This is a genomic window from Ensifer sp. ENS11, from assembly GCF_014851895.1.
Taxonomy (GTDB): Bacteria; Pseudomonadota; Alphaproteobacteria; order Rhizobiales; family Rhizobiaceae; genus Ensifer; species Ensifer canadensis.
The window spans coordinates 1-22,501 of sequence record NZ_JACVAN010000022.1 but is presented as its reverse complement, the minus strand read 5'-3'; the positions used below and the strand labels follow the sequence as shown (position 1 = coordinate 22,501).

At 61.5% G+C, this 22,501-nt stretch carries 24 protein-coding genes; 11 read left to right on the top strand and 13 right to left on the bottom strand.

What is annotated here, in order from left to right:
• Nucleotides 1-276 precede the first annotated feature (276 nt).
• A complete protein-coding gene (locus tag IB264_RS28285; protein WP_107027537.1) occupies nucleotides 277-618 on the bottom strand; it encodes a hypothetical protein in 342 nt (113 codons plus the stop codon).
• Between the two features lie 194 nt (nucleotides 619-812).
• Nucleotides 813-1,499 carry a GntR family transcriptional regulator gene (locus IB264_RS28280; protein WP_107027558.1) on the bottom strand — a complete coding sequence of 229 codons (687 nt, stop codon included), beginning with the start codon at nucleotides 1,497-1,499 and terminating at the stop codon, nucleotides 813-815.
• Between the two features lie 205 nt (nucleotides 1,500-1,704).
• Between IB264_RS28280 and IB264_RS28275 the strand changes: the two genes are divergently transcribed.
• From IB264_RS28275 to IB264_RS28250, 6 genes are all read left to right on the top strand, one after another.
• Nucleotides 1,705-2,748, top strand: a complete 1,044-nt coding sequence (locus tag IB264_RS28275; RefSeq protein WP_192434443.1) for a 4-hydroxythreonine-4-phosphate dehydrogenase PdxA — start codon at nucleotides 1,705-1,707, stop codon at nucleotides 2,746-2,748.
• Between the two features lie 74 nt (nucleotides 2,749-2,822).
• A complete protein-coding gene (locus IB264_RS28270; RefSeq protein WP_192434441.1) occupies nucleotides 2,823-3,809 on the top strand; it encodes a tripartite tricarboxylate transporter substrate binding protein in 987 nt (328 codons plus the stop codon).
• Nucleotides 3,810-3,907: 98 nt separating this feature from the next.
• Nucleotides 3,908-4,408 (top strand): tripartite tricarboxylate transporter TctB family protein, encoded by a 501-nt coding sequence (locus tag IB264_RS28265; RefSeq protein WP_057223065.1) that lies wholly within the window; start codon nucleotides 3,908-3,910, stop codon nucleotides 4,406-4,408.
• 35 nt (nucleotides 4,409-4,443) lie between these two features.
• Nucleotides 4,444-5,982, top strand: a complete 1,539-nt coding sequence (locus tag IB264_RS28260; protein ID WP_107027540.1) for a tripartite tricarboxylate transporter permease — start codon at nucleotides 4,444-4,446, stop codon at nucleotides 5,980-5,982.
• A gap of 41 nt (nucleotides 5,983-6,023) precedes the next feature.
• The gene (locus IB264_RS28255) at nucleotides 6,024-6,962 is read left to right on the top strand and encodes a sugar phosphate isomerase/epimerase (protein ID WP_192434439.1); all 939 of its coding nucleotides are present in this window, start codon (nucleotides 6,024-6,026) and stop codon (nucleotides 6,960-6,962) included.
• A 13-nt stretch (nucleotides 6,963-6,975) separates the two neighbouring features.
• Nucleotides 6,976-8,694: a dihydroxyacetone kinase family protein gene (locus IB264_RS28250; RefSeq protein WP_084815284.1), complete on the top strand. Its 1,719-nt coding sequence runs from the start codon at nucleotides 6,976-6,978 to the stop codon at nucleotides 8,692-8,694.
• Nucleotides 8,695-8,798: 104 nt separating this feature from the next.
• On the opposite strand, the gene IB264_RS28245 is transcribed toward IB264_RS28250, so the two are convergent.
• The 11 genes from IB264_RS28245 to phnG all read right to left on the bottom strand — a co-directional run bounded on the left by IB264_RS28245 (nucleotide 8,799) and on the right by phnG (nucleotide 19,141).
• A complete protein-coding gene (locus IB264_RS28245) occupies nucleotides 8,799-9,347 on the bottom strand; it encodes a GNAT family N-acetyltransferase (RefSeq protein ID WP_057220319.1) in 549 nt (182 codons plus the stop codon).
• Between the two features lie 152 nt (nucleotides 9,348-9,499).
• On the bottom strand, nucleotides 9,500-11,434 hold the full coding sequence (locus IB264_RS28240; RefSeq protein WP_192434437.1) for a DUF3604 domain-containing protein: 1,935 nt from the start codon (nucleotides 11,432-11,434) through the stop codon (nucleotides 9,500-9,502).
• Nucleotides 11,435-11,517: 83 nt separating this feature from the next.
• A complete protein-coding gene (locus IB264_RS28235; RefSeq protein ID WP_192434435.1) occupies nucleotides 11,518-12,561 on the bottom strand; it encodes a HupE/UreJ family protein in 1,044 nt (347 codons plus the stop codon).
• Entirely contained in the window at nucleotides 12,558-13,376 is an 819-nt protein-coding gene (locus IB264_RS28230; RefSeq protein ID WP_244494178.1) for a peptidyl-prolyl cis-trans isomerase, read from the bottom strand. Before IB264_RS28230 ends, IB264_RS28235 begins: the two co-directional genes overlap by 4 nt.
• Before the next feature lie 547 nt (nucleotides 13,377-13,923).
• Nucleotides 13,924-14,538, bottom strand: coding sequence for a DapH/DapD/GlmU-related protein (locus IB264_RS28225; RefSeq protein WP_192434433.1), 615 nt, complete (start codon nucleotides 14,536-14,538; stop codon nucleotides 13,924-13,926).
• Nucleotides 14,535-15,242, bottom strand: a complete 708-nt coding sequence (gene phnL, locus IB264_RS28220; protein WP_025429076.1) for a phosphonate C-P lyase system protein PhnL — start codon at nucleotides 15,240-15,242, stop codon at nucleotides 14,535-14,537. The genes IB264_RS28225 and phnL overlap by 4 nt, the downstream gene beginning before the upstream one ends.
• Before the next feature lie 65 nt (nucleotides 15,243-15,307).
• On the bottom strand, nucleotides 15,308-16,084 hold the full coding sequence (phnK, locus tag IB264_RS28215; protein ID WP_025429075.1) for a phosphonate C-P lyase system protein PhnK: 777 nt from the start codon (nucleotides 16,082-16,084) through the stop codon (nucleotides 15,308-15,310).
• Nucleotides 16,081-16,959, bottom strand: coding sequence for an alpha-D-ribose 1-methylphosphonate 5-phosphate C-P-lyase PhnJ (locus IB264_RS28210; RefSeq protein WP_057204658.1), 879 nt, complete (start codon nucleotides 16,957-16,959; stop codon nucleotides 16,081-16,083). The genes phnK and IB264_RS28210 overlap by 4 nt, the downstream gene beginning before the upstream one ends.
• On the bottom strand, nucleotides 16,956-18,062 hold the full coding sequence (locus IB264_RS28205) for a carbon-phosphorus lyase complex subunit PhnI (RefSeq protein ID WP_107028360.1): 1,107 nt from the start codon (nucleotides 18,060-18,062) through the stop codon (nucleotides 16,956-16,958). The genes IB264_RS28210 and IB264_RS28205 overlap by 4 nt, the downstream gene beginning before the upstream one ends.
• A 3-nt stretch (nucleotides 18,063-18,065) precedes the next feature.
• Nucleotides 18,066-18,674, bottom strand: a complete 609-nt coding sequence (gene phnH / locus IB264_RS28200) for a phosphonate C-P lyase system protein PhnH (protein ID WP_057204654.1) — start codon at nucleotides 18,672-18,674, stop codon at nucleotides 18,066-18,068.
• Entirely contained in the window at nucleotides 18,674-19,141 is a 468-nt protein-coding gene (gene phnG / locus IB264_RS28195; RefSeq protein WP_057204652.1) for a phosphonate C-P lyase system protein PhnG, read from the bottom strand. The genes phnH and phnG overlap by 1 nt, the downstream gene beginning before the upstream one ends.
• An 84-nt stretch (nucleotides 19,142-19,225) precedes the next feature.
• Here phnG and phnF point away from each other — a divergent pair, with 84 nt between their 5' ends.
• From phnF to IB264_RS28170, 5 genes are all read left to right on the top strand, one after another.
• Nucleotides 19,226-19,963: a phosphonate metabolism transcriptional regulator PhnF gene (gene phnF / locus IB264_RS28190; RefSeq protein ID WP_025429070.1), complete on the top strand. Its 738-nt coding sequence runs from the start codon at nucleotides 19,226-19,228 to the stop codon at nucleotides 19,961-19,963.
• Between the two features lie 101 nt (nucleotides 19,964-20,064).
• Nucleotides 20,065-20,517, top strand: a complete 453-nt coding sequence (locus IB264_RS28185) for a hypothetical protein (RefSeq protein ID WP_192434431.1) — start codon at nucleotides 20,065-20,067, stop codon at nucleotides 20,515-20,517.
• Nucleotides 20,518-20,636: 119 nt separating this feature from the next.
• A complete protein-coding gene (locus IB264_RS28180) occupies nucleotides 20,637-21,236 on the top strand; it encodes a hypothetical protein (protein WP_057204649.1) in 600 nt (199 codons plus the stop codon).
• Nucleotides 21,233-21,826, top strand: a complete 594-nt coding sequence (locus IB264_RS28175) for a hypothetical protein (RefSeq protein WP_084815291.1) — start codon at nucleotides 21,233-21,235, stop codon at nucleotides 21,824-21,826. The genes IB264_RS28180 and IB264_RS28175 overlap by 4 nt, the downstream gene beginning before the upstream one ends.
• 13 nt (nucleotides 21,827-21,839) lie before the next feature.
• On the top strand, nucleotides 21,840-22,379 hold the full coding sequence (locus IB264_RS28170) for a hypothetical protein (RefSeq protein ID WP_192434429.1): 540 nt from the start codon (nucleotides 21,840-21,842) through the stop codon (nucleotides 22,377-22,379).
• Nucleotides 22,380-22,501: the final 122 nt, after the last annotated feature.

Here is a 22,501-nt window from a genome sequence, read left to right as displayed (position 1 = left end):
GTTGGCTTCACGTTTTCCTCGACCGTGACAGATCGAGTTTGCTTCTTTTTATCGAAGGTCACGGCGCGCGCCATCAGCTTGCCGTCATACTTGGCTTCAAGGAATGCGCGATGCCGTGTTAGCGCCGCGAACTGATGTCCGAGTCGCTATTATCAATGTCATCCGACACACGCGGGCCGGTACATGTTGAGAACTACACCGCCCGCCAGTTAGCTGCTCTCGGAGCGGTTCTGGCGATGGACACCATGATGTTGCGTTGAAGCTCGGTCAAAGCCGTCAGTGACCACCATCAAGTATGGACAACATCTCCCTTCCCATCGCAAAGGCTCTGGCATCGCCTCTTTCGATGAGCGCATTCGCTACGACCCGTGACCGACTTGGGACATCATCGAGCTTCTTGACGTCGATATTGTCGAATATTCGCAAGCCATAACGCTCGGCCGCCAGCGTGAGATATTCCGCTAAACGATCCTTACGTTTTCTGCGATCTTCGCGCATGCCTGCGGCGGCGCTGACAATATCATTGCGTCGATCGCGCGGAACCAGCACTTCCGCTCGAACGAGGTCAGCTGCGCCACTACGCTCAGGGTGCCTTTTCATCCTGTCTCGAGACGCCATCGCCGATCCCCTTCCTCGCCAAAATATGCGTATCCCGGATACGCATCAAGTTGGATCACGGACATGTCATCTCGGCGCCGCCATACATGGGGCGACGGACAGGGCGGGGCCGCTCAATATATGGGGTCGATCCTGAGAATAGGACCCAGGGCAAGAAAGAGCCCGTTAGCTTAGAACGCAACTGCGACGCTTCTTCAAACCGAAGCGCGAACGCGCTCCCAGGCGTTCATCAGGTGACGGCCGAGCACTTCGGACAGCTTGGCCTTGTCGCGGGCTTCGAGCGCAACGATCATCTCGTCATGCTCGGCAACCGCGGCCGCCCATTTTTCCGGGCCTTCGTGGCCGATGAAGCGGATGCGCTTCAGCCGTGTCTGCAAGACGCTGTGCATGTCGGCGAGCGCCGCATTTTCGGCGAGCTGGACGATTGCCGAGTGAATCTGCTGGTTGAGCTTGTAGTATTGCAGCCGGTCGCCGACCTTGTAGCGGCGGACCATCTCGTCGTGTAGGGCGCGAACTTCGGCAATGCCGGCGTCGCTTGCCGCTTCACAGGCGAGCTTGCCGGCAAGTTCCTCCAGCGTCTGCAACACCGTCAGCATGTCGTGCACGTCCTTGGCGCTGAAGCGCTTCACGACGGCGCCGCGACTGGGCACGAGCTCCACGAGCCCTTCACTCGCCAGATACTTGATGGCTTCGCGCAAGGGCGTGCGGGACACGCCGAGCTGCTCGCCGAGTTGGCCTTCATGCAGCCGTGTGCCGGGCGACAGGTCGCCTTCGATGATCATGTCGCGCAGGTGGCTGACAAGAGTGTCATGCAGAGCGGTTCGCCTGATCGGGCCGGGGCCGCCGTCGGCGCGTCTCTCCAGTGGTGTGATTTCGTTCATCATTTTGCTTCTGCGTTTGGTGGCCGCGTGTCGGCCATCCGTTCCCCGTGCGTGCCGATTGAATCAGCACTGTCTGATTGAAGCATGGAGACAGGGCTCGTCATCGTCAACAGAAAATGCTGCATACAGAATACAAAAGACTTGATGCAGAATTTTGAATAACGTATGACAGCCTGCGAGAAGCATGAAGTGGAGGACATCTCACATGACGACCAATGGTGCTGCCGGTAACGGCGCGCGTCCTGTCATCGCGCTTGCCATGGGCGATCCCGCCGGCATCAGCCCCGAGCTGACCGCGCGGCTGCTGGCCCTTCCCGATATTCGCGAGGCCGCGCACATCATCACGATCGGCGATCGCCGCATTCTCGACGAAGGCGCCAAGGCTGCCGGTCTGACGCTCGATCTCGAGCCCTCTTCGCTTGAGGATCTCGACAAGGCCGGGACCGCCCGTCACGTATTCGTCGACCTCGGTCATCTCGATCCGGCAGACGTCGATCGCGGCGAGGCGACGCTCGCCGGCGGCACGTTTGCAACGCGCAATTTCCGCACCGCGCTGGAGCTTGCTCATGCCGGCAAGGCCGAGGCCGTGTGCTTCACGCCCTTCAACAAGAAGGCCATGCGCTTTGCCTATCCCGGCTATGACGACGAGATTCGTTTCGTTGCCGACGTGCTCGGCTTCACCGGCAAGGTTCGCGAATTCAACGTCCTCGAGAAGGTCTGGAATGCGCGTGTCACCTCGCACATTCCGTTGAAGGATGTGGCTGACAATCTCTCGGTCGAAGGCATTCTGGCCGAGGTCGAACTGACACAGGCCTGCCTCAAGGAAGCCGGCTACGAAGAGGCGAAGATCGCGATTGCAGGCCTCAACCCGCATGCCGGCGACGGCGGCAGCTTCGGTATGGAAGAGATCGACATCATCGAGCCGGCGGTCGAGAAGGCCAAGGCGCTCGGCTACAACGTCGATGGCCCGTTCCCGGCCGACACCGTTTTCGTGCGCGCACTCAAGGAAGGCTTCAATGCCGTCCTGACGATGTATCACGATCAGGGTCAGATCGCGATGAAGCTCATGGGCTTCGACAAGGGTGTGACGATGATGGGCGGCCTGCCGTTCCCGCTCTGCACTCCAGCCCACGGCACGGCCTATGACATTGCCGGCAAGGGTATTGCCGATGTCGGCGCAAGCCGCGAGGCGCTTCTGCTCGCCGTTCGCATGGCGAAGAAAAAGGCTGCCCTTTCGGCTGCCGCCTGATTTCGCGCGCTTTCAAGCACTACCGGCGCAGGAGGAGGTCTTGCGCCGCATCTCACTCAACGGGAGGACTAGATATGAAGAAATCCGTTTCTATCGCATGCATCATGGCAGCCGCATTCGGCGTTGCCGCTCCGGCGTCGGCCTTCGAGCCCGACCGTCCGGTTGAATTCGTCGTCACGGCTGGCCCGGGCGGCGGCACGGACATCTTCGCGCGCACGATCCAGGCGATCATCGGCAAGTACGAACTGATGAAGGCGCCTGTTGTCGTCACCAACAAGGGCAGCGCCGGCGGCGCCGAAGGTTTCGTCTACACGGCGACCAACAAGGGCGACGCGTACAAGCTCGCATTCGGCACCAACAATGCCTACCTGCTGCCGGTCCGCGCCAAGGTGCCTTACAAGGCTGAGGACCTGACGCCTGTTGCAGCGCTTGCTTCCGACGAATTCATTCTCTGGGTCAATGGCAAGGCGTCTTACGCAACGGCTGCCGACTTCGCCGCCAAGGCCAAGGAAGGTGGACTGAAGATCGGCGGAAGCCAGTCGAAGGACGTCGATCAGATCCTCACCTCGATGATCAACGAGGCGACCGGCGCGACCATCAACTACATCCCATTCAAGAGCGGTGGCGAAGCGGCTGTTCAGCTCGCCGGCGAACACCTCGACGCCAACGTCAACAACCCGAGTGAAAACCTCGGCCAGTGGCAGGCCGGCATGGTCAAGCCGCTGTGCGTCTTCAAGAGCGTCAAGCTGACGAACGACGCCAAGGTTGCTGGCGACAAGGGCTGGAGCGACATCCCGACCTGCAAGGAGACGGGCATTGCCATCGACAACTACTCCATGCCACGCACCGTCTGGCTGCCGGCTGGCGTGGAACCCGATGCCGTCAAGTTCTATGCGGACCTGATGCGCAAGGTTTCCGAAACGCCGGAGTGGGCGAAGTATCTCGCCGATACCTCGCAGTCTCCCGCTTACATCGCTGGCGACGATTTCAAGGCCGCCATCGAGATGGACGGCGCCGCAGTCGGCGAAGTTCTGAAGCGCGAAGGCTGGCTCGCCAACTAAATCAGGCGATATATCGGGACGGGCGCCTCGACAGCGCCGCGCGTCAAGCATGACGCGCGAAGGGGAGCGCCCGTCAACCGGTTTGAAAGGTCACGATCATGAGTGAGAACAGTGCGAATGGGCTTTCCCGCTTCGCGGTGGAGCTTGGCGTTGCCGCGTTGACTGGTATCTTTGGCGCAGCCGTCTGCTATGGCGCCTCCGATGTCGGCGCCGGATGGAGCGATTTCGGCCCAGAGGCTGGTTATTTTCCCTTCTACATCGGCGTTCTGATCATTCTGGGAAGCATTGCGAATGCGATCGGTGCATTCGTGAAGCATCGCGGCACGGGTGATATCTTCATCGACGGCGCCCGCGCCCGCGTCGTTGCCTCATTCCTCTTGCCTCTTGTCGCCTTTGCCGGCGTCTCCGCTTGGCTCGGGCTCTATGTCGGGACGGCGCTTTATATCGCCGGCGCGATGCTCTTCCAGGGGCGTTACAAGTGGTGGATCGCACTGCCGGCGGGCGTGGCCGTTTCGCTCTTCTTCTTCATCGTATTCGAGATCGGCTTCAAGGTTCCGCTTTTGAAGGGGCCGGTTGAGGCATGGTTCGGGATCTACTGATCCTGACCGCTTAAAGTTTCCCCGGGAGGAATGACATGGAAAATATCGGTCTTCTGATCGATGGCTTCGGCCACATCCTCAGCTGGAATCACATCCTGCTGATGATGGTCGGCGTCACGCTCGGCATTCTCGTCGGTGTTCTGCCCGGCCTCGGCGCGCCAAACGGCGTATCGCTGCTGTTGCCGCTGACCTTCTCCATGGATCCGATCTCCGCCATCATCCTGCTCTCCTGCATGTATTGGGGAGCGCTGTTCGGCGGCTCGACGACATCCATCCTGTTCAATATTCCGGGCGAGCCCTCGTCGGTCGCAACCACCTTCGACGGCTATCCGATGGCCAAGGCAGGGCAGGCGAGCCGCGCCTTGACGCTGGCCTTCGTCTCGGCCGGCATCGGTGCGCTTGCCGGCGTCGTGATGATCACGCTCCTGTCGGGCTGGGTCGCGAACTTCGCGCTGCGCTTCTCGTCACCGGAATACTTCGCGGTCTACTTCCTTGCCTTTGCAAGCTTCATCTCGATGGGTGCGCAATCGCCGTTCAAGACGCTCGTCTCAATGATGATCGGTTTCGCGCTTGCATCGGTCGGCATGGACACAATCTCCGGCGATCTGCGCCTGACCTTCGACATCCCGACCCTGATCAAAGGCGTCAGCTTCCTGATCGCCGTCATGGGCCTCTTCGGCATCGGCGAACTGTTGCTGACAACGGAAGAAGGGCTGCGCTTCGAAGGCATCAAGGCGCGCGTCAGGCTCGCCGAAATCGGCCGTACCCTGGTGGAAATCCCGCGCTACTGGCTGACGATCGCGCGCTCGACCATCATCGGTATCTGGATGGGCATCACGCCTGCCGGCCCGACCGCAGCCTCCTTCATGAGCTATGGCGTCGCCCGTCGTTCGGCACGCGACAAGTCGAAGTTCGGCAAGGGCGACCCGCGCGGCATCGTAGCACCCGAGACTGCCGACCATTCGGCCGGCACTTCGGCACTGTTGCCGATGCTGGCGCTCGGCGTTCCCGGTTCGGCCACGGCTGCCGTCATGATGGGCGGCCTGATGATCTGGGGCCTGACGCCCGGTCCGATGCTGTTTACTGACCGGCCCGATTTCGTTTGGGGTCTGATTGCCTCGATGTATCTCGGCAACGTCGTCGCCGTCATCCTGGTGCTCGCCACCGTGCCGCTCTACGCCTCGATCCTGCGCGTACCGTTCTCGATCATTGGCCCGATCATCGTCGCGGTCATCTTCTCCGGCGCCTATCAGGTGGCCAATTCCGTCTCCGATATCTTCATGGTCATCGGCTTCGGCGTGCTGGGCTACGTCTTCAAGAAGCTCGATTATCCGCTGGCGCCCCTGGTTCTCGCCATGGTGCTCGGCGACAAGGCCGAGGATGCCTTCCGCCAGTCCATGCTTCTGTCGAGCGGATCGCTGAATATCTTCTGGTCAAATGCGCTGGTTTCGTCGTTGATGGGCCTTGGCCTGGCAATGCTGCTGTCGCCTGTCGTCTTCGGACTGATCGGCCTGGTTCGCAAGCGCAAGGGCGATGATGCAACATCGCCGGGCGACGGTAGCGCGGCGGCTTGACGGAGCCGCCGCACCAAACTTCAAAAAATTGGGGAAACGCCATGGCAAACGCGCCGCGCAAATGGATCCGTGACACCTGGCCTATCGCGGCCGCCATGATCCAGTATCCGAACATCCTGGCGGATGGCCGCTCGGTTCAGGACCAGTCGGTCGAGGAATGGGCACTGACACTCGATGACGTCGTCGATGCCGGCTTCACTGAGCTCGACCCGACCGACAGCTGGATCCGTCTTGCCGATTTGTCACCGGCACGGCTTGAGAGCTTCGTCGCATTGACGCGTGATCTCGGCTTGACCATGCCGGGGATCTCGACTGCGCGTCGCAGCGTCATCGATCCTGTTCATGGTGACGAGTATCTCGCCTATGGTCATCGGGTCATCGATACCGCAGCCGCGATCGGGGCAGGTTCGGTCTCCTTCGGATTCTTCGGTCCGTTGACCGATGCGCAGAAGAAGGCGCTGTGGTTCTGGACAGTCGATGGCGTCAAGAACCCTGATGACGCAGCCATCTGGCAGAAGGGTGTCTCGCGCATCCGCGAGCTCGGCCGCCATGCCGAAGAACTCGGCATCGAGCTGGCGCTCGAGATGTATGAAGACACGTACATAGGTTCCGCCGATAGCGCGGTGCGCTTCGTCACCGACGTCGGTCTTGCGAATGTCGGCATCAACGCCGACCTCGGCAACCTGATCCGCCTGCATCGTCCGGTCGAGCACTGGCAGGAAATGATGGCGAAGGTTGCACCCTTTGCCAAATACTGGCACGTCAAGAACTACAACCGCACCGAGGACGAAACTTCGGGGCTGATCGTCACCCATCCAGCCCCGCTGGAGTTCGGCGTGATCAACTACCGTTCCGCCATTCGCATGGCGCTTTCGCACGGGTTCCAGAGCCCGTTCCTCTGCGAGCATTACGGTGGCGATGGCCTTTCCGTCAGCGCAACCAATCGGGACTATCTGAGGCGCATTCTGCCTCGCGACTAAGGAACAAGTAGCGATGACCACGATCTTTGACGCACCGGAAGATTTCGCCGTAACCGCGCTCGCCGGCTTCAGCTCCATCTATGCCCGCAATGTCCGCCTGGTGAAGGGCGGCGTCGTGCGCTCGACCAAGGTGCCGAAGGGCAAGGTCGCCGTCGTTATCGGTGGTGGCTCCGGCCATTATCCGGCCTTTGCAGGTTATGTCGGCCCAGGCATGGCTGATGCTGCCGTCGCCGGTGACGTCTTTGCCTCGCCGTCGACCGCTGCCGTCGCGCGTGTCTGCCGTCATGCCGACCAGGGCGGCGGCGTTCTCCTCGGTTTCGGAAACTATGCCGGGGACGTCCTGAATTTCGGCGTTGCCGCCGAACGCCTTCGGGCCGAAGGCATCGACGTGCGCATCGTGCCGGTGACTGACGATGTTGCCAGCGCTGCCGCTGAAACGGCGCCTAAGCGCCGCGGCATCGCCGGCGATCTCGTGGTCTTCAAGATTGCAGGCGCTGCGGCCGAAGCCGGTCTGTCGCTGGACGAGGTCGAGCGCGTCAGCCGCCTTGCCAATGATCGCACCGTCTCTTTCGGGGTCGCTTTCGGCGGCTGCACCCTGCCGGGCGCGAACCGTCCGCTCTTCACCGTTCCGAAGGGCGAAATGGCACTCGGTCTTGGCATTCACGGCGAGCCGGGCATCAGCGAAGAAAAGGTCGTAACGGCAACCGAGCTTGCGAAATTGCTTGTCGGCAAACTGCTGGCCGAGCGTCCGGCCGGGACGGCAAAGGTTGCGCCGGTGCTGAACGGTCTGGGCTCAACCAAGTACGAAGAGCTTTTCGTTCTTTGGGTCGCTGTCGAACAGGAATTGAAGGCGGCGGGCCTCGAAATCGTCGATCCGGAATGCGGCGAGTTCGTCACCAGCCTGGACATGCAGGGCTGCTCGCTGTCACTGCTCTGGCTCGACGAAGAGCTTGAATCCTACTGGCGTGCGCCATGCGATGCACCGGTGCTGCGCAAGGGCGCGATCATCAACGCGGAGCCGGCGACCGATACGATTTCCGATGAGGATGGTCCCGCGACCTTCGCGCCTGCGTCGCAGGCCTCCAGGGAAAGCGGTAAGTGCATTGCCCGGTTGATCGGCAAGGTTGCCGATGCCCTGAAGCAAGCTGAAGACGAACTCGGCCGTATCGACGCCTTTGCCGGCGACGGCGACCATGGCCAGGGCATGCGCCGCGGCTCTGCGGCGGCCCAGGAGGCCGCGAACTCTGCGGTAGCGGCTGGGGCAGGCGCTGCCAGTGTGCTGGCAACGGCGGGCGATGCCTGGGCCGATCGCGCGGGCGGCACGTCGGGCGCAATCTGGGGCCTGCTTCTTCGCTCCTGGAGCAACGCATTTTCCGACGACGACAAGCCTGCGGATGCGGCCATCATAGAAGGTGCGCGGCTCGCGCTCGACGGCGTCACCCGTCTCGGACGCGCCCGCGTCGGCGACAAGACCTTGGTCGACGCCCTCGTGCCGTTCGTCGACACGTTGGAGCGGGAATTTGAAAACCTGAAGTCGTTGAACAAGGCTTGGGAGGCGGCGGCCAAGGCTGCTAGCGATGCGGCTGACGCCACGTCCAGCCTGACGCCGAAACTCGGCCGCGCGCGGCCGCTTGCGGAAAAGAGCATCGGCCATCCGGATGCAGGCGCGGTGTCGCTGGCGCTGACAGCTCGCGTTGCCGCCGACTTTCTGAAGGAAGACGTCGACGCCTGATAACGCCGTCCGGTCCACTCCTCGCAAAAAAGGGCGCGGGTCCTCCCAACCGCGCCCTTTTTGTTGTCTTGGTCTTGCGCCTGGCCCAAACCGGTCGTTCGCCGTCAGCGGACCTTAGAATACAGCAACGCGTCTCTTGCTTCATTCGAGACGTTTGGATGAAGAAGATAGCGGCGCAGAACAGCTTCACGGGCCATGCCAGCCTTCTCCATCACGCGCGACGACGCGATGTTGACGACGTCACAAGTCGCCTCTGTTCGAAATATAGTTGGGTGCGCGAGAGCATGTTCCAACAACCAGCTAACAACCTCTGTGGCAACCCCCTGTCCCCAGTGGTCCCGGCGAACGATCCAGCCGTATGATACCCGCCCGGAAGCTACGCGCGGCTCCACCGTTCCAATGATCTGCTCTGGCGCTGTACGCAGGGCAATCAGAGATGGAAAACTTGTCCCGGCATCCCACTCTCGCTCCGCTTGCTCCAGAAAAGCGGTAGTCTGCGAAATGTCGGAGTGGGGCCTCCAGACCAGGTAGCGAGTAACGTCCACGTCAGTGGCCCAGCCTTCGAAAACCGACGCCGCATCAGATGCCTGGGCCTTTCGGACAAAGAAGCGTTCGGTGTTGAACGTCTCGGGTAGTCGATATTTCTCAGTCATAAAAATATCCATAGATTCAGAATCGTAGTTCTAAGATGGTCACAGACGTGGGGCTTCTTGAGGCTAAAACCAGATCGAGACTTTGGCAATCAATGACCGGTGTTGGCGCAAAGCGGCCAACGCCGCATAGTGGTCGGTATCAACCTTCTCGCCTAGCCCGCAGGATTGTACCAGATCGGCGACGTGTAAGCCCGCTCCTGCGACGTCATTGGCACTTCGGACGGCATGGTGACGCCGAAGTACTTCGCGTCGTAGGCCGTCCAGCGCGGCGTCGGAATTTCCAGCACTCTAGCGTAGTAGAAGGCGCGCTGGGCCGGGTCGAAGGCGGGGTCGGTCCAGACCGAGATCAATTCTGGCGCGCCGATGGTATTGGTCCAGGTGGCGTCGGCGACGTCAACCGTGTTTCCCACAGGCGGCAGCTTGCCGTCAGCGCCAGGCTTACGTTCTCCGGACCATGCGGCGTCATAGACTTGCTCGTGCAATTGCCCCGCCGCATCCATCCAGCCCTTGACGATCTGATAGCGGTCGAGGTTCGCGCCGATCGGGTCCTTCAGCGCAGCCACCAGAAACGTAGGAGCCTCTTTCCCTGCGGGCGCGGGCGGCAGGTCACCTCCCATCGGAACACCCTTGGCGTATCCGACCGCTGCCGGGCTTCGCGTCTTGGCGTCCGCCTCGGCGAACTCCCATCCGCCAAACAGCCGAACCAGCATCCGCGGCCCAGTGGTGGCGTAGACCTCCTTACGCTTCATCGCGTCGAAGATGGCTTCACGCGTGTTCTCCATCGCCCAGACGGCAGCATAGCCGCTCGAAGCGACTTCCCAGCCCATGACCTCCTTGTCGCCGAACTTGGCGATTGGGTGTGTCGCGCGGCCGGCGCTCGGTTCTGCCGCAGGGAGTTTGCCAAAGAAGTTGTTCTCTTCGACCGCGGCGAGCGACGTGTGGGAATCCGTCGATCCGATCAATCCATATTTGTACGGGTTCACGCCAAGCTCTTTCTCGAGTTTCAGGCCGTTCTTGAGGGCCGAGCGCGCATACTCGAACTGCAGCATATCAGGAGTTTTCGCCGCACTCAGGTCGAGGTTGCCCATATCCCACCGCTCGAAGTTGGCGAACTCGTCAGTCGGCGACAGAGTAGGATGCGTCTCCCCGTCGCCTTTCATCTGGGTAACTTCCATCAGCGGCTCAAGGCTTGCCCGGGTGCGCGCATACTCCGCGGTGATAGGCTTTCCTCCGACGGGATTGATCAACGGGAACATCAGGCCGTTCGACAGATTGCCGTTATGAGGGATGGCGAGCACGCTGCCGCCGGTCTTCGTCTGGTAGTTTTGGAGAGCCTTCCATAGGTCTTCCGGATTGTCGCTCTGCAAGGACGAGAATGGCAGGATCGGCTCCGTCTTTTCCGCGCCATCGCGGAAGACGACCACGCGATGCAAGTTGTTGCCGCCGGTGTTGGATGACCACTCATAGCCGATCAACGCAGTAAACGTGCCGGGATCGTTGTATTTATCCGCAGCCTGGACGTTCTTTTGCCATACCGACCGCGTCAGTTCGTCCGAACGAAGCGCAGCCGGCAAAGGCTTGCCTCCACCGCCGACGCTCGCCATGATTTCGTAGTAGACGTTCATCGCCTGGTCGCCGCCGGCTGCCATCATCTGGTTCCAGCGTTTCAGTTCAGGATCATTCATCAAGGTCGGGTTTCCGGTCTTGATTTCGCCCAGCGTGCCCATGTTCTCGGCGTGATCGGACACGACCAGAAAATCAAGCGGGCGGCTCAATCGTGCATGCTGACCGGTCGAGGAGATGACTTCCTCGCCGCGTGCGAAGCGATAGGCTTCCTCCGGTCCGAGGGAGTTGCCGAAGGCGATGGCGTCGAACGACTGAGACGTGTGCAGGTGCGTATCGCCAAACAGCGGACGGGACGGGAACCTATTGCCGGCGTAAGGCGAATACCCCGGCTTCGGGAAGAGTGTGTCGACCATATTGGGATCGAGCGTCCCCTTATCTATGGTTTCCTGTGCCAGTGTGGGGTAACCAAATGCCGTGGTCGCAACCAAGGCCAATCCGGCCAAAGGCATCATAACGCGCATGACATCCTCCCGATCGACGGTTAACTTCTCGCTCTCATCTTTCCTACTCAACGAACTGTAAGAACTTCACGGCTTGCGCTGCCCTACAGGAACATGGCGTCAAGCCGCTGGACGCACCAAAATGCCGCGACAATCCCGATCGCGTACGCCGAGGCAACGGCTGCCCCGCGCGGCATTGCGGCAAAGCGACGGACAACATGCGCCAGCGTCAGCAATGCTCCGATGAACGCCAGTTGCCCAAGTTCGACCCCGAAATTAAACGCCACCAATGCCAGCGGGGTGTCGCCTTGCGGCAAGCCGATTTCGACAAGCGCGCCAGCGAAACCGAAACCATGCAGCAGCCCGAAGGCGAAGGCCACCATCCATGGACTGGTGATCGCAAGGCTGGTCTGGCCACGCTCCATGCGCACGATCTCCGCCGCCACCATGACGATGCTGATGGCGATCATCGCCTCGACTGGTCGCGATGGTAGTGTCACCCAGCCGAGCGTCGCGCAGGTCAACGTGATCGAGTGAGCAACGGTGAAGGCGGTAACCGCCTTCACCAGCCTGCGCCAGTCGCGCACGATCAATATCAGAGCGGCGACGAAGAGCAGGTGATCGAAGCCAAACGCGATGTGCTCGATGCCCTGACGAACATAGGTGGTAAAGACGCCCCAGGTGCTTTGCGATGCGGGTATCAGCGCAGATGGCGTGCCGGGTGTCAGCCGAGCCGTCCAGGTGTTGCCATTGGCAAGCACCAGGTGGACCAGGGCGTCGGTCATGGTGTTCTGCAACCCGTCGATCAGCACCGTCTGGCCGGCGAGGGGCTCCAGGGTTCGGATGCGCCAGGTCTGTACCATCGCATCGCCGGTCGGATGCGAGACGACCGGGGTCATCATCTCGATCCTGCCGGAAAACAAGGCTTTCAGCGCCAGCCGCGCATTGCCCTGCATGGGCGTCTTGAAGAGTACGCGCAACTCGTTCGGCGCTTCTTCCCGGATGCTGAGGTAGGCAGGGCGCACTTCATGGGCGATGGCGGCCTCCGAGAACAGCATGGCAGCCACTGTAAGTGCAACCAGCCAGACCAACCTCGCTGCGGGGCAAGCCTCTCGCACGAACACGGATGGGCGGGGTCGCGCGCTCATTTCGCAGCCGCCTTCGACGCGGGCTCGGAACCCAGAGTCGCGCTCACGCCGTCATCCAGTTCGACTCCATACTTCCTGCGAAGCTCGGCGAGATAATTGCGGGTAAGCTCGGCTTGCTTCGCGCTGCGCCACTCGGCGAGAACAGCGTCGCGCGCCGTTTCGAAAGGTTTCGGAGTTGCCGACGCGCGCTGTGTGACAAACACCAGATGGAAGCCATAGCCGGATTTCACCGGTCCGCTCCACCCGCCCGGTTGAAGTGCCAGGACGTCGTGCGCGAAATCGGCACCGAACATGGCCGAAATAGCCGCTGCGTCTGCATCGTCGAAGCTGTTCCCGAGGAGCAGCCGGTCGCCTGCCGCCGGCTCGACGTCGCCGCCGTTCAATTTGGCGAGCGCCGCCTTGGCGTCTGCCGCAGCGTCAACGCGGCGCTCGGGACTGAAGTAGGCCTGCTTGAACGACAACTTGCCAGGCGTCTCGAAGCGCGACGAGTTGGCGGCGTAGAATTTCCGCAGTTCCGCCTCAGTCGGCTCAGCCAGTTGGGCGGTGTCCTCAATCATGAATTTGAGTTTTTGCGCCAGGCGGCGGCGGATGATGGTGTCATCCTGATCGAGGCCCATCTCCTTGGCCTCGCGTGCCAGAAGCCTTTCGTTCAGGAGACCGTCGACCATTCCCTTCAACTCGCCGGCGGTCGGATCACGTAACCATTGGCTCGACCACGTCTGCCTCAGCCATCGGATGTCGCCCTCGCCGATGCGGACAGGTTCAGCCCCGTCCTGCGCCCGATTGTCATGCAACCATGAGTAGCCGCCAAACATGACAGCGCCGGCGACGGCGAAATGCAGTAGAGGTTCTCTGAGCAACTTCATACAGCCATCTCCGTGTTCCTTCCGGTGAGTGGCAGAGAAGAAAATTCAAAGTCACAAGGTCAGTGCAGTTCCTCTATTCGGCCAACGTCCGCCACCTTTTTTCCAGGGCGGTGCCGATGACATTTATGCGCCCGGAACGGCATAATCTGCAATATGTATTCGAGGTGATGTTTACGTCACTTCGCATGGCTTTATCCCGCTTGCATAGTGTATATCCCTATCGCGCACTGCGGTTTAACTTGCGGATGCCTGTCGGCTTTCTTTGTCGGTAGAAATGATTGTCCTTACCCCCGATAAGCTTTGTGATTCTGGGTGATATATACTAGTTGCAATCAGTTGGTTTGCAATCCAGGACTGAAGAAAGCGCGCTCGACGGCGAACATCCAACTTCACATGACGCTCCCTAGCGTCCGCAAACCCCCACCAATCCGGACTTTCGAGGCGTTTCTGCCGCGGGGCAGCTTCGGCCCCAACTGCGGCGCTGATGTCGGCGTGCTCAGGCGTAGCGAACGAGAAACTCTTCGGCCGTCAGCTCGCGGAAATCGTCGAGCGCCTTGCGCAGGCGCTGATGGTCCCAATCCCACCAGGCAAGGCTGTCCATCCGTTCGCCGATACCGGCATTGAACCGATCGCGGATGAGCTTTGCCGGCACGCCGCCGACGATCGTATAGGGTGCCACGTCCTTGGAGACGACAGCGCCGGCTCCGATCACCGCACCGTTGCCGACATTGACGCCTGGCAGCACCGTCGCACCGTGACCGATCCAGACGTCATGGCCGATCGTCACCCGGTTCGACCGGCGCCAGGCGAAAAGATCGTGATCGACTTCGGTATCGTCCCAGTAGTTCGGAGCGCGATAGGTGAAGTGATGCAGCGTTGCGCGCCAGGTCGGATGGTTGGTGGCGTTGATGCGCACCGCGGCAGCGATATTGACGAATTTGCCGACCGTCGCGCACCAGATCGAGCCGTCCTGCATGATGTAGGAGTAGTCGCCGAACTCGACCTCTTCCAGGCGCGAGCGCTCGTGGATTTCGGTGTAGCGGCCGAGCGTCGAGTTGTTGACGCTCGCGGTCGGGTGGATGAAAGGCTCAAGACCGAGTTTATGGCTCATGCGGCTGCCTTTCGCGGTGAGAAGGCCGATACGTCGAGAATGCGGTCAGCCACCGCGTCGCGGACTTCCTCATCGTGGAAGATGCCGATCAATGCCGTTCCCTTCGCCTTCTTCTCGGCGATCATCTCGACGACCACCGCACGGTTTTTCGCGTCCAGCGAAGCCGTCGGTTCGTCGAGAAGCAGGATCTTGTGGTCGGTGATGAAGCCGCGGGCGATGTTGACGCGCTGCTGCTCGCCGCCGGAGAACGTGGCTGGCGGCAACGACCATAGTTCTTTCGGCAGGTTGAGCTTAGACAGAAGCTCGGCGGCCCGTGCGCGGGCATCTTCCATGGCGACGCCACGCGCCTGCAGCGGCTCGGCGACGATATCGAGCGCCGAGACACGCGGCACGACGCGCAGGAACTGGCTGACATATCCGAGCGTTGCGCGCCGGACTTCAAGCACGGTGCGCGGTTCGGCAGTGGCGAGGTTCACCAGCTTGCCGTCGTGCTCCATCAGGATCTGGCCCTCATCGACGCCGTAATTGCCGTAGAGCATTTTCAGGATAGAGCTTTTGCCGACGCCTGAGGGGCCGCCAAGGACGACGCATTCGCCTGATTTGACCGAGAAGGAGACGTTGGCGACGACAGGCAGGCGCACGCCGTCGCGCAGGTGCATGGTGAAGCTCTTTGCGACTTCGGAAACAACAAGGGGCGTAGCCATGATTCTTACTTTCCTTTGCGCATGATCTTGATCGAAAACCGATTTTTACTTTTCGGGATCATGCGTCATACCTGCAGGATGGAGGAGACGAGGAGCTGGGTATAGGGCTCGCGCGGATCGTCGAGCACGCGGTCGGTTAGCCCCTGCTCGATGACGGCGCCGTCCTTCATCACCATCATGCGGTGCGACAAAAGCCGTGCGACAGCGAGATCGTGGGTGACGATGATGGCGGCAAGGCCAAGATCGTGCACAAGCCCGCGCACGAGATCGAGCAGGCGAGCCTGCACCGAAACGTCAAGGCCGCCGGTCGGCTCGTCCATGAAGACGAGGCGAGGGGAGGTGACGAGATTGCGGGCAATCTGCAGGCGCTGGCGCATGCCGCCCGAAAAGGCGCGGGGCTGGTCGTCGATGCGGTCGATGCCGATCTCGACGCGTTCCAGCCAGTCGCTGGCGGCGGCACGGATGTTGCCATAGTGCCGGTCGCCAACGGCCATCAGGCGCTCGCCGACATTGGCACCGGCCGAGACCGTCATTCTGAGGCCATCGGCCGGGTTCTGGTGGACGAAGCCCCAGTCGGTGCGCATCAGGAAGCGTCGCTCGGCCTCGCCCATGCGGGCGAGATCCCGATACTGGCCGTCGCGCATATGGTATTCGACGATGCCGGATGTCGGCATCAACCGGGTCGAAAGGCAGGACAGAAGCGTCGTCTTGCCCGAGCCGGATTCTCCGACGATCGCCAGCACTTCGCCGGGGAAGAGGTCGAAGGAGACGTTCCGGCACCCGATGCGGCTTCCGTAGAATTTCGAGACGTCGTTGACTTTCAGAAGCGGTACGGCACTCATTCTGCGGCCTCCTGGCGGGCAAGCATGTGTCCAGCATGGCCGCAGTCGCGGCGGTCTTCGCAATGGTCGGTGTCGGAGCAGACGAACATGCGTCCGCCCTTGTCGTCGAGCACCACTTCGTCGAGATAGACGTTCTCGGCGCCGCAGAGGGCGCAGGGCTTGTCGAACTTCTGCACTTCGAACGGGTGATCGTCGAAATCGAGGCTGACGACCTCGGTATAGGGCGGAACCGCATAGATGCGCTTTTCACGGCCGGCGCCGAAAAGCTGGAGCGCTTCCGACATGTGCATCTTCGGATTGTCGAACTTCGGCGTCGGCGAGGGATCCATGACGTAGCGACCCTCGACCTTCACCGGATAGGCATAGGTGGTGGCGATATGGCCGTTGCGGGCAATGTCCTCATAGAGCTTCACATGCATCAACCCGTATTCTTCGAGCGCGTGCATCTTGCGGGTCTCGGTCTCACGCGGCTCGAGGAAGCGCAGGGGCTCCGGGATCGGTACCTGGTAGACCAGCGTCTGGCCCTCCCTGAGGCCTTCCTCGGGAATGCGGTGGCGCGTCTGAATGATGGTTGCTTCCTTAGTCTTCGTCGTCACTGCGACATCGGCGACCTTCTGGAAGAAGGCGCGGATCGACACGGCGTTGGTGGTGTCGTCGGCACCCTGGTCGATGACCTTCAGCACGTCCTTCGGTCCGAGGATCGACGCGGTAACCTGCACGCCGCCGGTGCCCCAGCCGTAGGGCATCGGCATTTCGCGCGAGGCGAAGGGAACCTGGTAACCTGGGATGGCGATCGCCTTCAGAATGGCGCGGCGGATCATCCGCTTGGTTTGCTCGTCCAGATATGCAAAGTTGTAGGTGGCAAGGTCGGTCATTCGGCGGCCTCCTTCATGCCGTCCTGGCCGCCGGGGCGGGCAGCGTCATAGTCGCGGCGCATGCGCCGAACGAGGTCGAGTTCAGCCTGGAAATCGACATAGTGCGGCAGCTTCAGGTGTTCGACGAAACCGGTCGCCTGCACGTTGTCCGCATGAGAAATCACGAATTCCTGGTCCTGCGCCGGCGCAACGATGTCTTCGCTGAATTCGTCGGTGCGCAACGCGCGGTCGACGAGTGACATCGACATGGCCTTGCGTTCGCTTTGGCCGAAGACGAGGCCGTAGCCGCGGGTGAACTGCGGCGGCTGTTTCGCCGATCCCATGAACTGGTTGACCATCTGGCACTCGGTGACGCGGATGACGCCGAGGGAGACGGCAAAGCCGAGCTCGGGCAGGTCCAGTTCGACTTCGACTTCGCCGATGCGGACTTCGCCGACGAAGGGATGCGTGCGGCCATAGCCGCGCTGGGTCGAGTAGGCGAGCGCCAGCAGAAAGCCCTCGTCGCCGCGTGCCAGGGCCTGCAGGCGCAGGTCGCGGGCCATTGGAAATTCCATCGGCTCGCGGGTGAGGTCGCCCATGACATGGCCTTCGGGCATGCGGCCGTCGCCTTCGATCAGCCCTTCGCCGTCGAGAATGTCGGAGACGCGCATCACATGTTCGCCAGGCTCCTTGACGGCCGGCTCCTCGACCGCTGCGTCGTCGATCAACGAGGGGTCGAGCAGACGATGGGTGTAGTCGAAGGTTGGGCCCAGCAATTGTCCGCCGGGCAGGTCCTTGTAGGTGGCCGAGACGCGGCGCTCGACCTTCATGGTCGCGGTATCGACCGGCTCGGAATAGCCGAAGCGCGGCAGCGTCGTGCGGTAGGCGCGCAGGATGAAGATCGCCTCGATCATGTCACCGCGCGCCTGGCGCACGGCAAGGGCTGCGAGCTCACGGTCGTAAAGCGAGGCTTCGGCCATGACGCGATCGACGGCAAGGCCGAGCTGTTCGACGACCTGCTGGATGGTGATCGACGGTAGGGCGCGGTCGCCGCGGCGCCGATCGGCAAGGAGGCGATGGGCGTTGGCAATGGCGGCTTCGCCGCCCTTCACTGCAACATACATGGGTTAAACCTCCTGGCGAACGAGTCGGGTGGTGCGCGGCAGGCAGAGAACGCTGTCGCCTGATGTCAGCACGAGGTCGATGCCGCGCGGGAAAATCGCGCGGTTGGCGCTCCAAAAGTCTAGGAAGACTTCAGGCAGGCCACGCACCGCAATGGTGATGTCGTCCTTGATACCAGGTCCGTGGGCGGTCAGCGGTTCGCCGCCGGTCAGCGCCTCAATCTCGATGACGAGCGTCGTCGAGCGATCCGGGTATTCCTGCGTGCCGAGCGAAAACTGGTCGAAGCCCGGAACCGGCGCGCCCTTCTCGACAAAGGCAAAGCGTGCATCGGTTTTGGTGTCCGTCACCGGTGCGCCGGTGTGGAACGCGATCCACTGCGGTACTGCGGATTTGCCAAGGGCGGGCGTGAGCCAGACTGCCGTGTCGTGATCGCACAGCGTCAAGGCCACGGCTCCGGCAGCCGCGCCCATTGGCGCCGGCGGGATGCTCGACGCCTCCAGGCGGATGATCTGCCCCGGGCGGGCAAAGCCGTCCATCAGGCTCTTGAATACGGATTGGGCGGAAAACACCGGGTCGGCGAAGGCGCCGGCATAGATTTGCGATTGGCTGGCCATCAGTCGTCTCCGCGAACCATGGTGAAAAAGTCGACGCGTGTCGCGGCGGTTTCCTCTGCGCTGCGGCGGTCCTCCGCCTCGATGCGCGAAGCAATTGCGCGGTGAAGCGCCTCGACGGCCGGGCGGTCGGCTTCACGCTGGAAGAGCGCATCGAAGATTGCAGCAAGGCGGGCGCGCTGCTTGTCAGTGCCCAGCAACTGGCCATGGCCGATTTCGCCGGTCGAAAGCCGGATCGTCGCGCGCGATACGGTTGCCTCGCCCAGATTGAAGGCATCGCCGCCGCCGCCGATGCGGCCGCGAACCATGACCAAGCCCGTTTCCGGTCCGCGCACGGGCGACACATCAGGCTTGTCGGCAAGTGCCTCCCAGGCGGCCATGAGTTCTTCCGAAGACGCGCGGGCCAGCAGCCGCATGCCTTCCTTGCGCGCCATCTCCGGCGGACTTTCCTGTTTCAGCTTCGCATCCATCATTTTCACCTCAAATGTCTATTGATCTAGACAAGTGCACATCTTATACTTTTCCTTAGCGTCCGCAAATGACAGGCTTGTGACATGGCAATGCGAAAAGTGGTTGAACGGCAGACAGGGGTCGCACTCTGGCGGCAGATCGCAGACCGGATCCGGCTGGCGATCAGCAATGGCGACTACGACGCTGCCGGCATGGTGCCGCCCGAAACGGTGCTTGCGGGCGAGTTTGGCGTCAACAGGCACACCGTCAGGAGTGCACTGGCAGCCCTTGCCGAGGAAGGGTTGGTTCGTGCCGTCCAGGGCCGCGGTACGATGATCGAGCGCAAGGAGAGGGTGAGCTATCCAATCTCGCGTCGCACCCGCTTCTCGCAGGGTCTCGGCCGGCAGGTGAAGGAGATCGGTACCCGCCTGCTCGGCCATGCCGAACTGAAGGCATTTGGCGACATTGCCTCGGCACTGGGTATCGCGCCGGGTGAACCGGTGATCGAATTGCGCACCGTCAGCAGCGGCGATGGCCGTCCGCTCTCCGTTTCGTCAAGTTACTATCCCGCCGCCCGGTTTCCCCGCATGGCGGAAGAGTTCGAGCAACGGCATTCCGTAACCAAAGCGTTTGCCGCCCACGGCCTTGACGACTACGTGCGCGTTTCGACCGAGATCGTCGCCCGCCATGCCGACAGCGACGAACTCTCGATGCTGAAACTCTCGGCTGGTGCGATCGTGCTGGAGGCGCAGTCGGTCAATGCGGACCTCGACGGCAAGCCCGTGGAGTATTCCCGCAGCTGTTTTGCCGCCGACCGAATGAAATTGCGGATCGAAACGTAATCTGCCGGGTTGCGTTAATTCGTTTTTGCCTGCAAAAGTTGATCTTCGTGCCCAGTCGACCAATAGGAAATGTCTGAACGGATTGGTGGAGACGAGCTTCGGTGAGCGGACGTGTAGGCTTACTGGTTTTGATCGGTACTTTGCTGCTGGCGGCGCAATCCGTGCGGGCGGACGATAGCGGAATTTCTGGGCTCTGGCGCGAAGTGGGCGCGACGCTCATACGCTGCCAAGGCTGCCTCAGCGTTGTTCGGCACGGCACTGTCCTTACCGTTGTCAGCGAAGCGGGCTGGTCGGCAGTTGTGACTGCCAACAGTTACGGCCCGACATCCTACGCCAGCGGAACTGGGCGATGGCGGCCTAACATCGGCGCCAAACAGGCGGATGAACCGTTTGAGGTGCATCTCTCCCTCGCAGACAGTCGGCTGGTCGTCGTCCTGATGAAGGAGAGCGACCACGGTGCGTCCCCCCATGTCAAGGTCAACTACGAGAGGCGGCTGCCCGCCTTAGACAAGAGTTTTGGAAAGCTCCGCAAGATCAAGATAAGTGAAGAATGATCTCGGCGGTGCCTGCCGTAGTGCGATGGGGACTGCTGAAAAGCCTGAGAACTTTGATTTCTCGGCCAAGCCATACTATCTTGCGGTTGCAGGAGCGATCAAACCTGGGCGGAGGTGCGATGTCGATCGCGCGACGGTCGAAATTGAAGCGGCGTCTTCTGGCGATGCTCGTGACGGGCATCGGAGGCATGGCAGCTGCGGCCGCCTCCTTCGCAACCGCAGTCTATCAGGCGGCCAATCCCGCTCCCGTTGAGCTTGCCAGGATGGGCGAGCCAATCGACACAGGTCGTTGGGTTATCACGATAAACAATGCCTCGATGGCGGAAGTTCCCCCTACGGGAACCAAGCCAGTCGACCCCAAGCGGTTCCTGACGGTCGACCTTGAACTCGACAATCGCTCGGCCGCGACAAGCAATGCGTTCATGCAGCTCGTCTCGATCGAGACGCCGATGTCGGTCCAACTTCCAGAGCCGGTCTACTACCTCGCCCGTGACAAATGGATCGCGAGCGCGATCAACCCTGGCATGCCGGAGAAACTCATCGCTGTTTGGGAATGGCCGGAGGGTTTGCCGAACCCGAAGGCGCTGCGCTTTTCGGTCGCCAAGCAGATCTACAAACCGCGCGACAATCTCTATGGCGCGCCCGGATGGTTTGATGACGGCAAGGCCGCCATCGTCGAACTGGCCGTAAGCGGGCAAACGGACGAGGCAGTGCGATGATCGCCGGGTTGCGTACAATCCTGTTGCTCGGACTTGGCGCTCTCGTGCTCTACGCCATGCAGCACAACACGCCGGGCTATGGCGATATCACGTCGCCGATTGCGATCCGTGGCAAAGCGGGCGAGCGGGTGGAAAGCCATGCCTTTGCCTATGGTGCCGCGAATGTGCATCTGGCGCGGGCGGTCAAGACCGAGAGCTTCGGACGGGTGCGCGACTATTCAAGCTCGGGTGTCTGGTTGGTCATCGAAGGTGCAGCGGTTGCCAAGAAAGAGAGCCTGACGTTGCTATCAGCGGAATGGTTGTCGCCAAGCGGAATCCGCTATGCCCTTAGTCAACGCTTCTCGACCATGCGTGGCTATCTGCCGACGGAGCGACTGGAGCCGGGCTTGCCCAAGCCGGTGCTCGTAGCATTCGAGTTGCCCGAGACGGCGATCAGCGGCGGTCGTCTGCTCATCGCGCGCTCTGGTCTGACCCCTCTCGGCGAAGAACTTTGGATCGCGCTCGACCAGAAGGCACCACTGGAAATCAAACCATCGATCACGCTTGCGCGCGGCAGCGGCAGCATGCCGTGGACGCTGGCTGCAAAATGACGAGAGGCAGGTCATGAGCGAAAGACGCCTGTTCTGGACCTGCCTCGTGGCACTCGTCGCCGTGCTGCCATTGGCGATAGTGGTCCACGCCTGGGATAGTTTGCGTGAGATGCCTTTGTTTTCCGGTAAGCGCGACATCATCGTCGAAAGCGGTGTGGTCCAGCCCTATGCGGGCGGGCAATGGAAGCTTGCGGATCTGAAACGACTGCCCGGTCCATCTGATGACGCGCGCGTTGTTCTGGCGGAATTCGAGAGCGAACCGAAAGATCTGGCAATGCTGGCCCAGAGTGCGTGCCGCGTTCGGCTGGTGGATGCGGAGGGGCGGCGCTTCGAGCCCTTGATGCTGACGGAACCAATCGTGCGCGAGATGTATCCCGAAGTGGCGGATCGCCCGCGCTGTTCGAGCCTCGCTTTTGCAAATGCCGGAAACGGCGGCACAGTCAGAATGGCGGAAAGTTTTATGGTGCCGGCCAAGGCAAGCGATCTTTCGCTCGTGGTCGAGGTTTTGGGAGCAGACGACGGCACGCTCGTTTTCAAGTGGAAGCGTAGCTAGACTAAATGTTCGCCTTGGGACCGGGTGACCCGTCTCACAATATGCAGGTATCGAGGGTTGCGTGAGTTATCCTCGCACAGAGCCTCATGCATAGGAGACGGGCCGTGGCAGACACTATCACA

Excerpts from the sequence above, each read along its gene's own strand:
- IB264_RS28285 (WP_107027537.1), bottom strand. The coding sequence starts at position 618 with ATGGCGTCTCGAGACAGGATGAAAAGGCACCCTGAGCGTAGTGGCGCA.
- IB264_RS28270 (WP_192434441.1), top strand. The coding sequence starts at position 2,823 with ATGAAGAAATCCGTTTCTATCGCATGCATCATGGCAGCCGCATTCGGC.
- phnH (WP_057204654.1), bottom strand. The coding sequence starts at position 18,674 with ATGGCCAGCCAATCGCAAATCTATGCCGGCGCCTTCGCCGACCCGGTG.
- IB264_RS28180 (WP_057204649.1), top strand. The coding sequence starts at position 20,637 with ATGTCGATCGCGCGACGGTCGAAATTGAAGCGGCGTCTTCTGGCGATG.
- IB264_RS28210 (WP_057204658.1), bottom strand. The coding sequence starts at position 16,959 with ATGACCGACCTTGCCACCTACAACTTTGCATATCTGGACGAGCAAACC.
- phnG (WP_057204652.1), bottom strand. The coding sequence starts at position 19,141 with ATGGATGCGAAGCTGAAACAGGAAAGTCCGCCGGAGATGGCGCGCAAG.
- IB264_RS28245 (WP_057220319.1), bottom strand. The coding sequence starts at position 9,347 with ATGACTGAGAAATATCGACTACCCGAGACGTTCAACACCGAACGCTTC.
- IB264_RS28170 (WP_192434429.1), top strand. The coding sequence starts at position 21,840 with ATGAGCGAAAGACGCCTGTTCTGGACCTGCCTCGTGGCACTCGTCGCC.
- IB264_RS28255 (WP_192434439.1), top strand. The coding sequence starts at position 6,024 with ATGGCAAACGCGCCGCGCAAATGGATCCGTGACACCTGGCCTATCGCG.
- IB264_RS28235 (WP_192434435.1), bottom strand. The coding sequence starts at position 12,561 with ATGAGCGCGCGACCCCGCCCATCCGTGTTCGTGCGAGAGGCTTGCCCC.
- IB264_RS28260 (WP_107027540.1), top strand. The coding sequence starts at position 4,444 with ATGGAAAATATCGGTCTTCTGATCGATGGCTTCGGCCACATCCTCAGC.
- IB264_RS28225 (WP_192434433.1), bottom strand. The coding sequence starts at position 14,538 with ATGAGCCATAAACTCGGTCTTGAGCCTTTCATCCACCCGACCGCGAGC.
- IB264_RS28205 (WP_107028360.1), bottom strand. The coding sequence starts at position 18,062 with ATGTATGTTGCAGTGAAGGGCGGCGAAGCCGCCATTGCCAACGCCCAT.
- IB264_RS28175 (WP_084815291.1), top strand. The coding sequence starts at position 21,233 with ATGATCGCCGGGTTGCGTACAATCCTGTTGCTCGGACTTGGCGCTCTC.
- phnL (WP_025429076.1), bottom strand. The coding sequence starts at position 15,242 with ATGGCTACGCCCCTTGTTGTTTCCGAAGTCGCAAAGAGCTTCACCATG.
- IB264_RS28265 (WP_057223065.1), top strand. The coding sequence starts at position 3,908 with ATGAGTGAGAACAGTGCGAATGGGCTTTCCCGCTTCGCGGTGGAGCTT.
- phnK (WP_025429075.1), bottom strand. The coding sequence starts at position 16,084 with ATGAGTGCCGTACCGCTTCTGAAAGTCAACGACGTCTCGAAATTCTAC.
- IB264_RS28240 (WP_192434437.1), bottom strand. The coding sequence starts at position 11,434 with ATGCGCGTTATGATGCCTTTGGCCGGATTGGCCTTGGTTGCGACCACG.
- IB264_RS28275 (WP_192434443.1), top strand. The coding sequence starts at position 1,705 with ATGACGACCAATGGTGCTGCCGGTAACGGCGCGCGTCCTGTCATCGCG.
- IB264_RS28230 (WP_244494178.1), bottom strand. The coding sequence starts at position 13,376 with ATGTTTGGCGGCTACTCATGGTTGCATGACAATCGGGCGCAGGACGGG.
- IB264_RS28280 (WP_107027558.1), bottom strand. The coding sequence starts at position 1,499 with ATGAACGAAATCACACCACTGGAGAGACGCGCCGACGGCGGCCCCGGC.
- IB264_RS28250 (WP_084815284.1), top strand. The coding sequence starts at position 6,976 with ATGACCACGATCTTTGACGCACCGGAAGATTTCGCCGTAACCGCGCTC.
- phnF (WP_025429070.1), top strand. The coding sequence starts at position 19,226 with ATGGCAATGCGAAAAGTGGTTGAACGGCAGACAGGGGTCGCACTCTGG.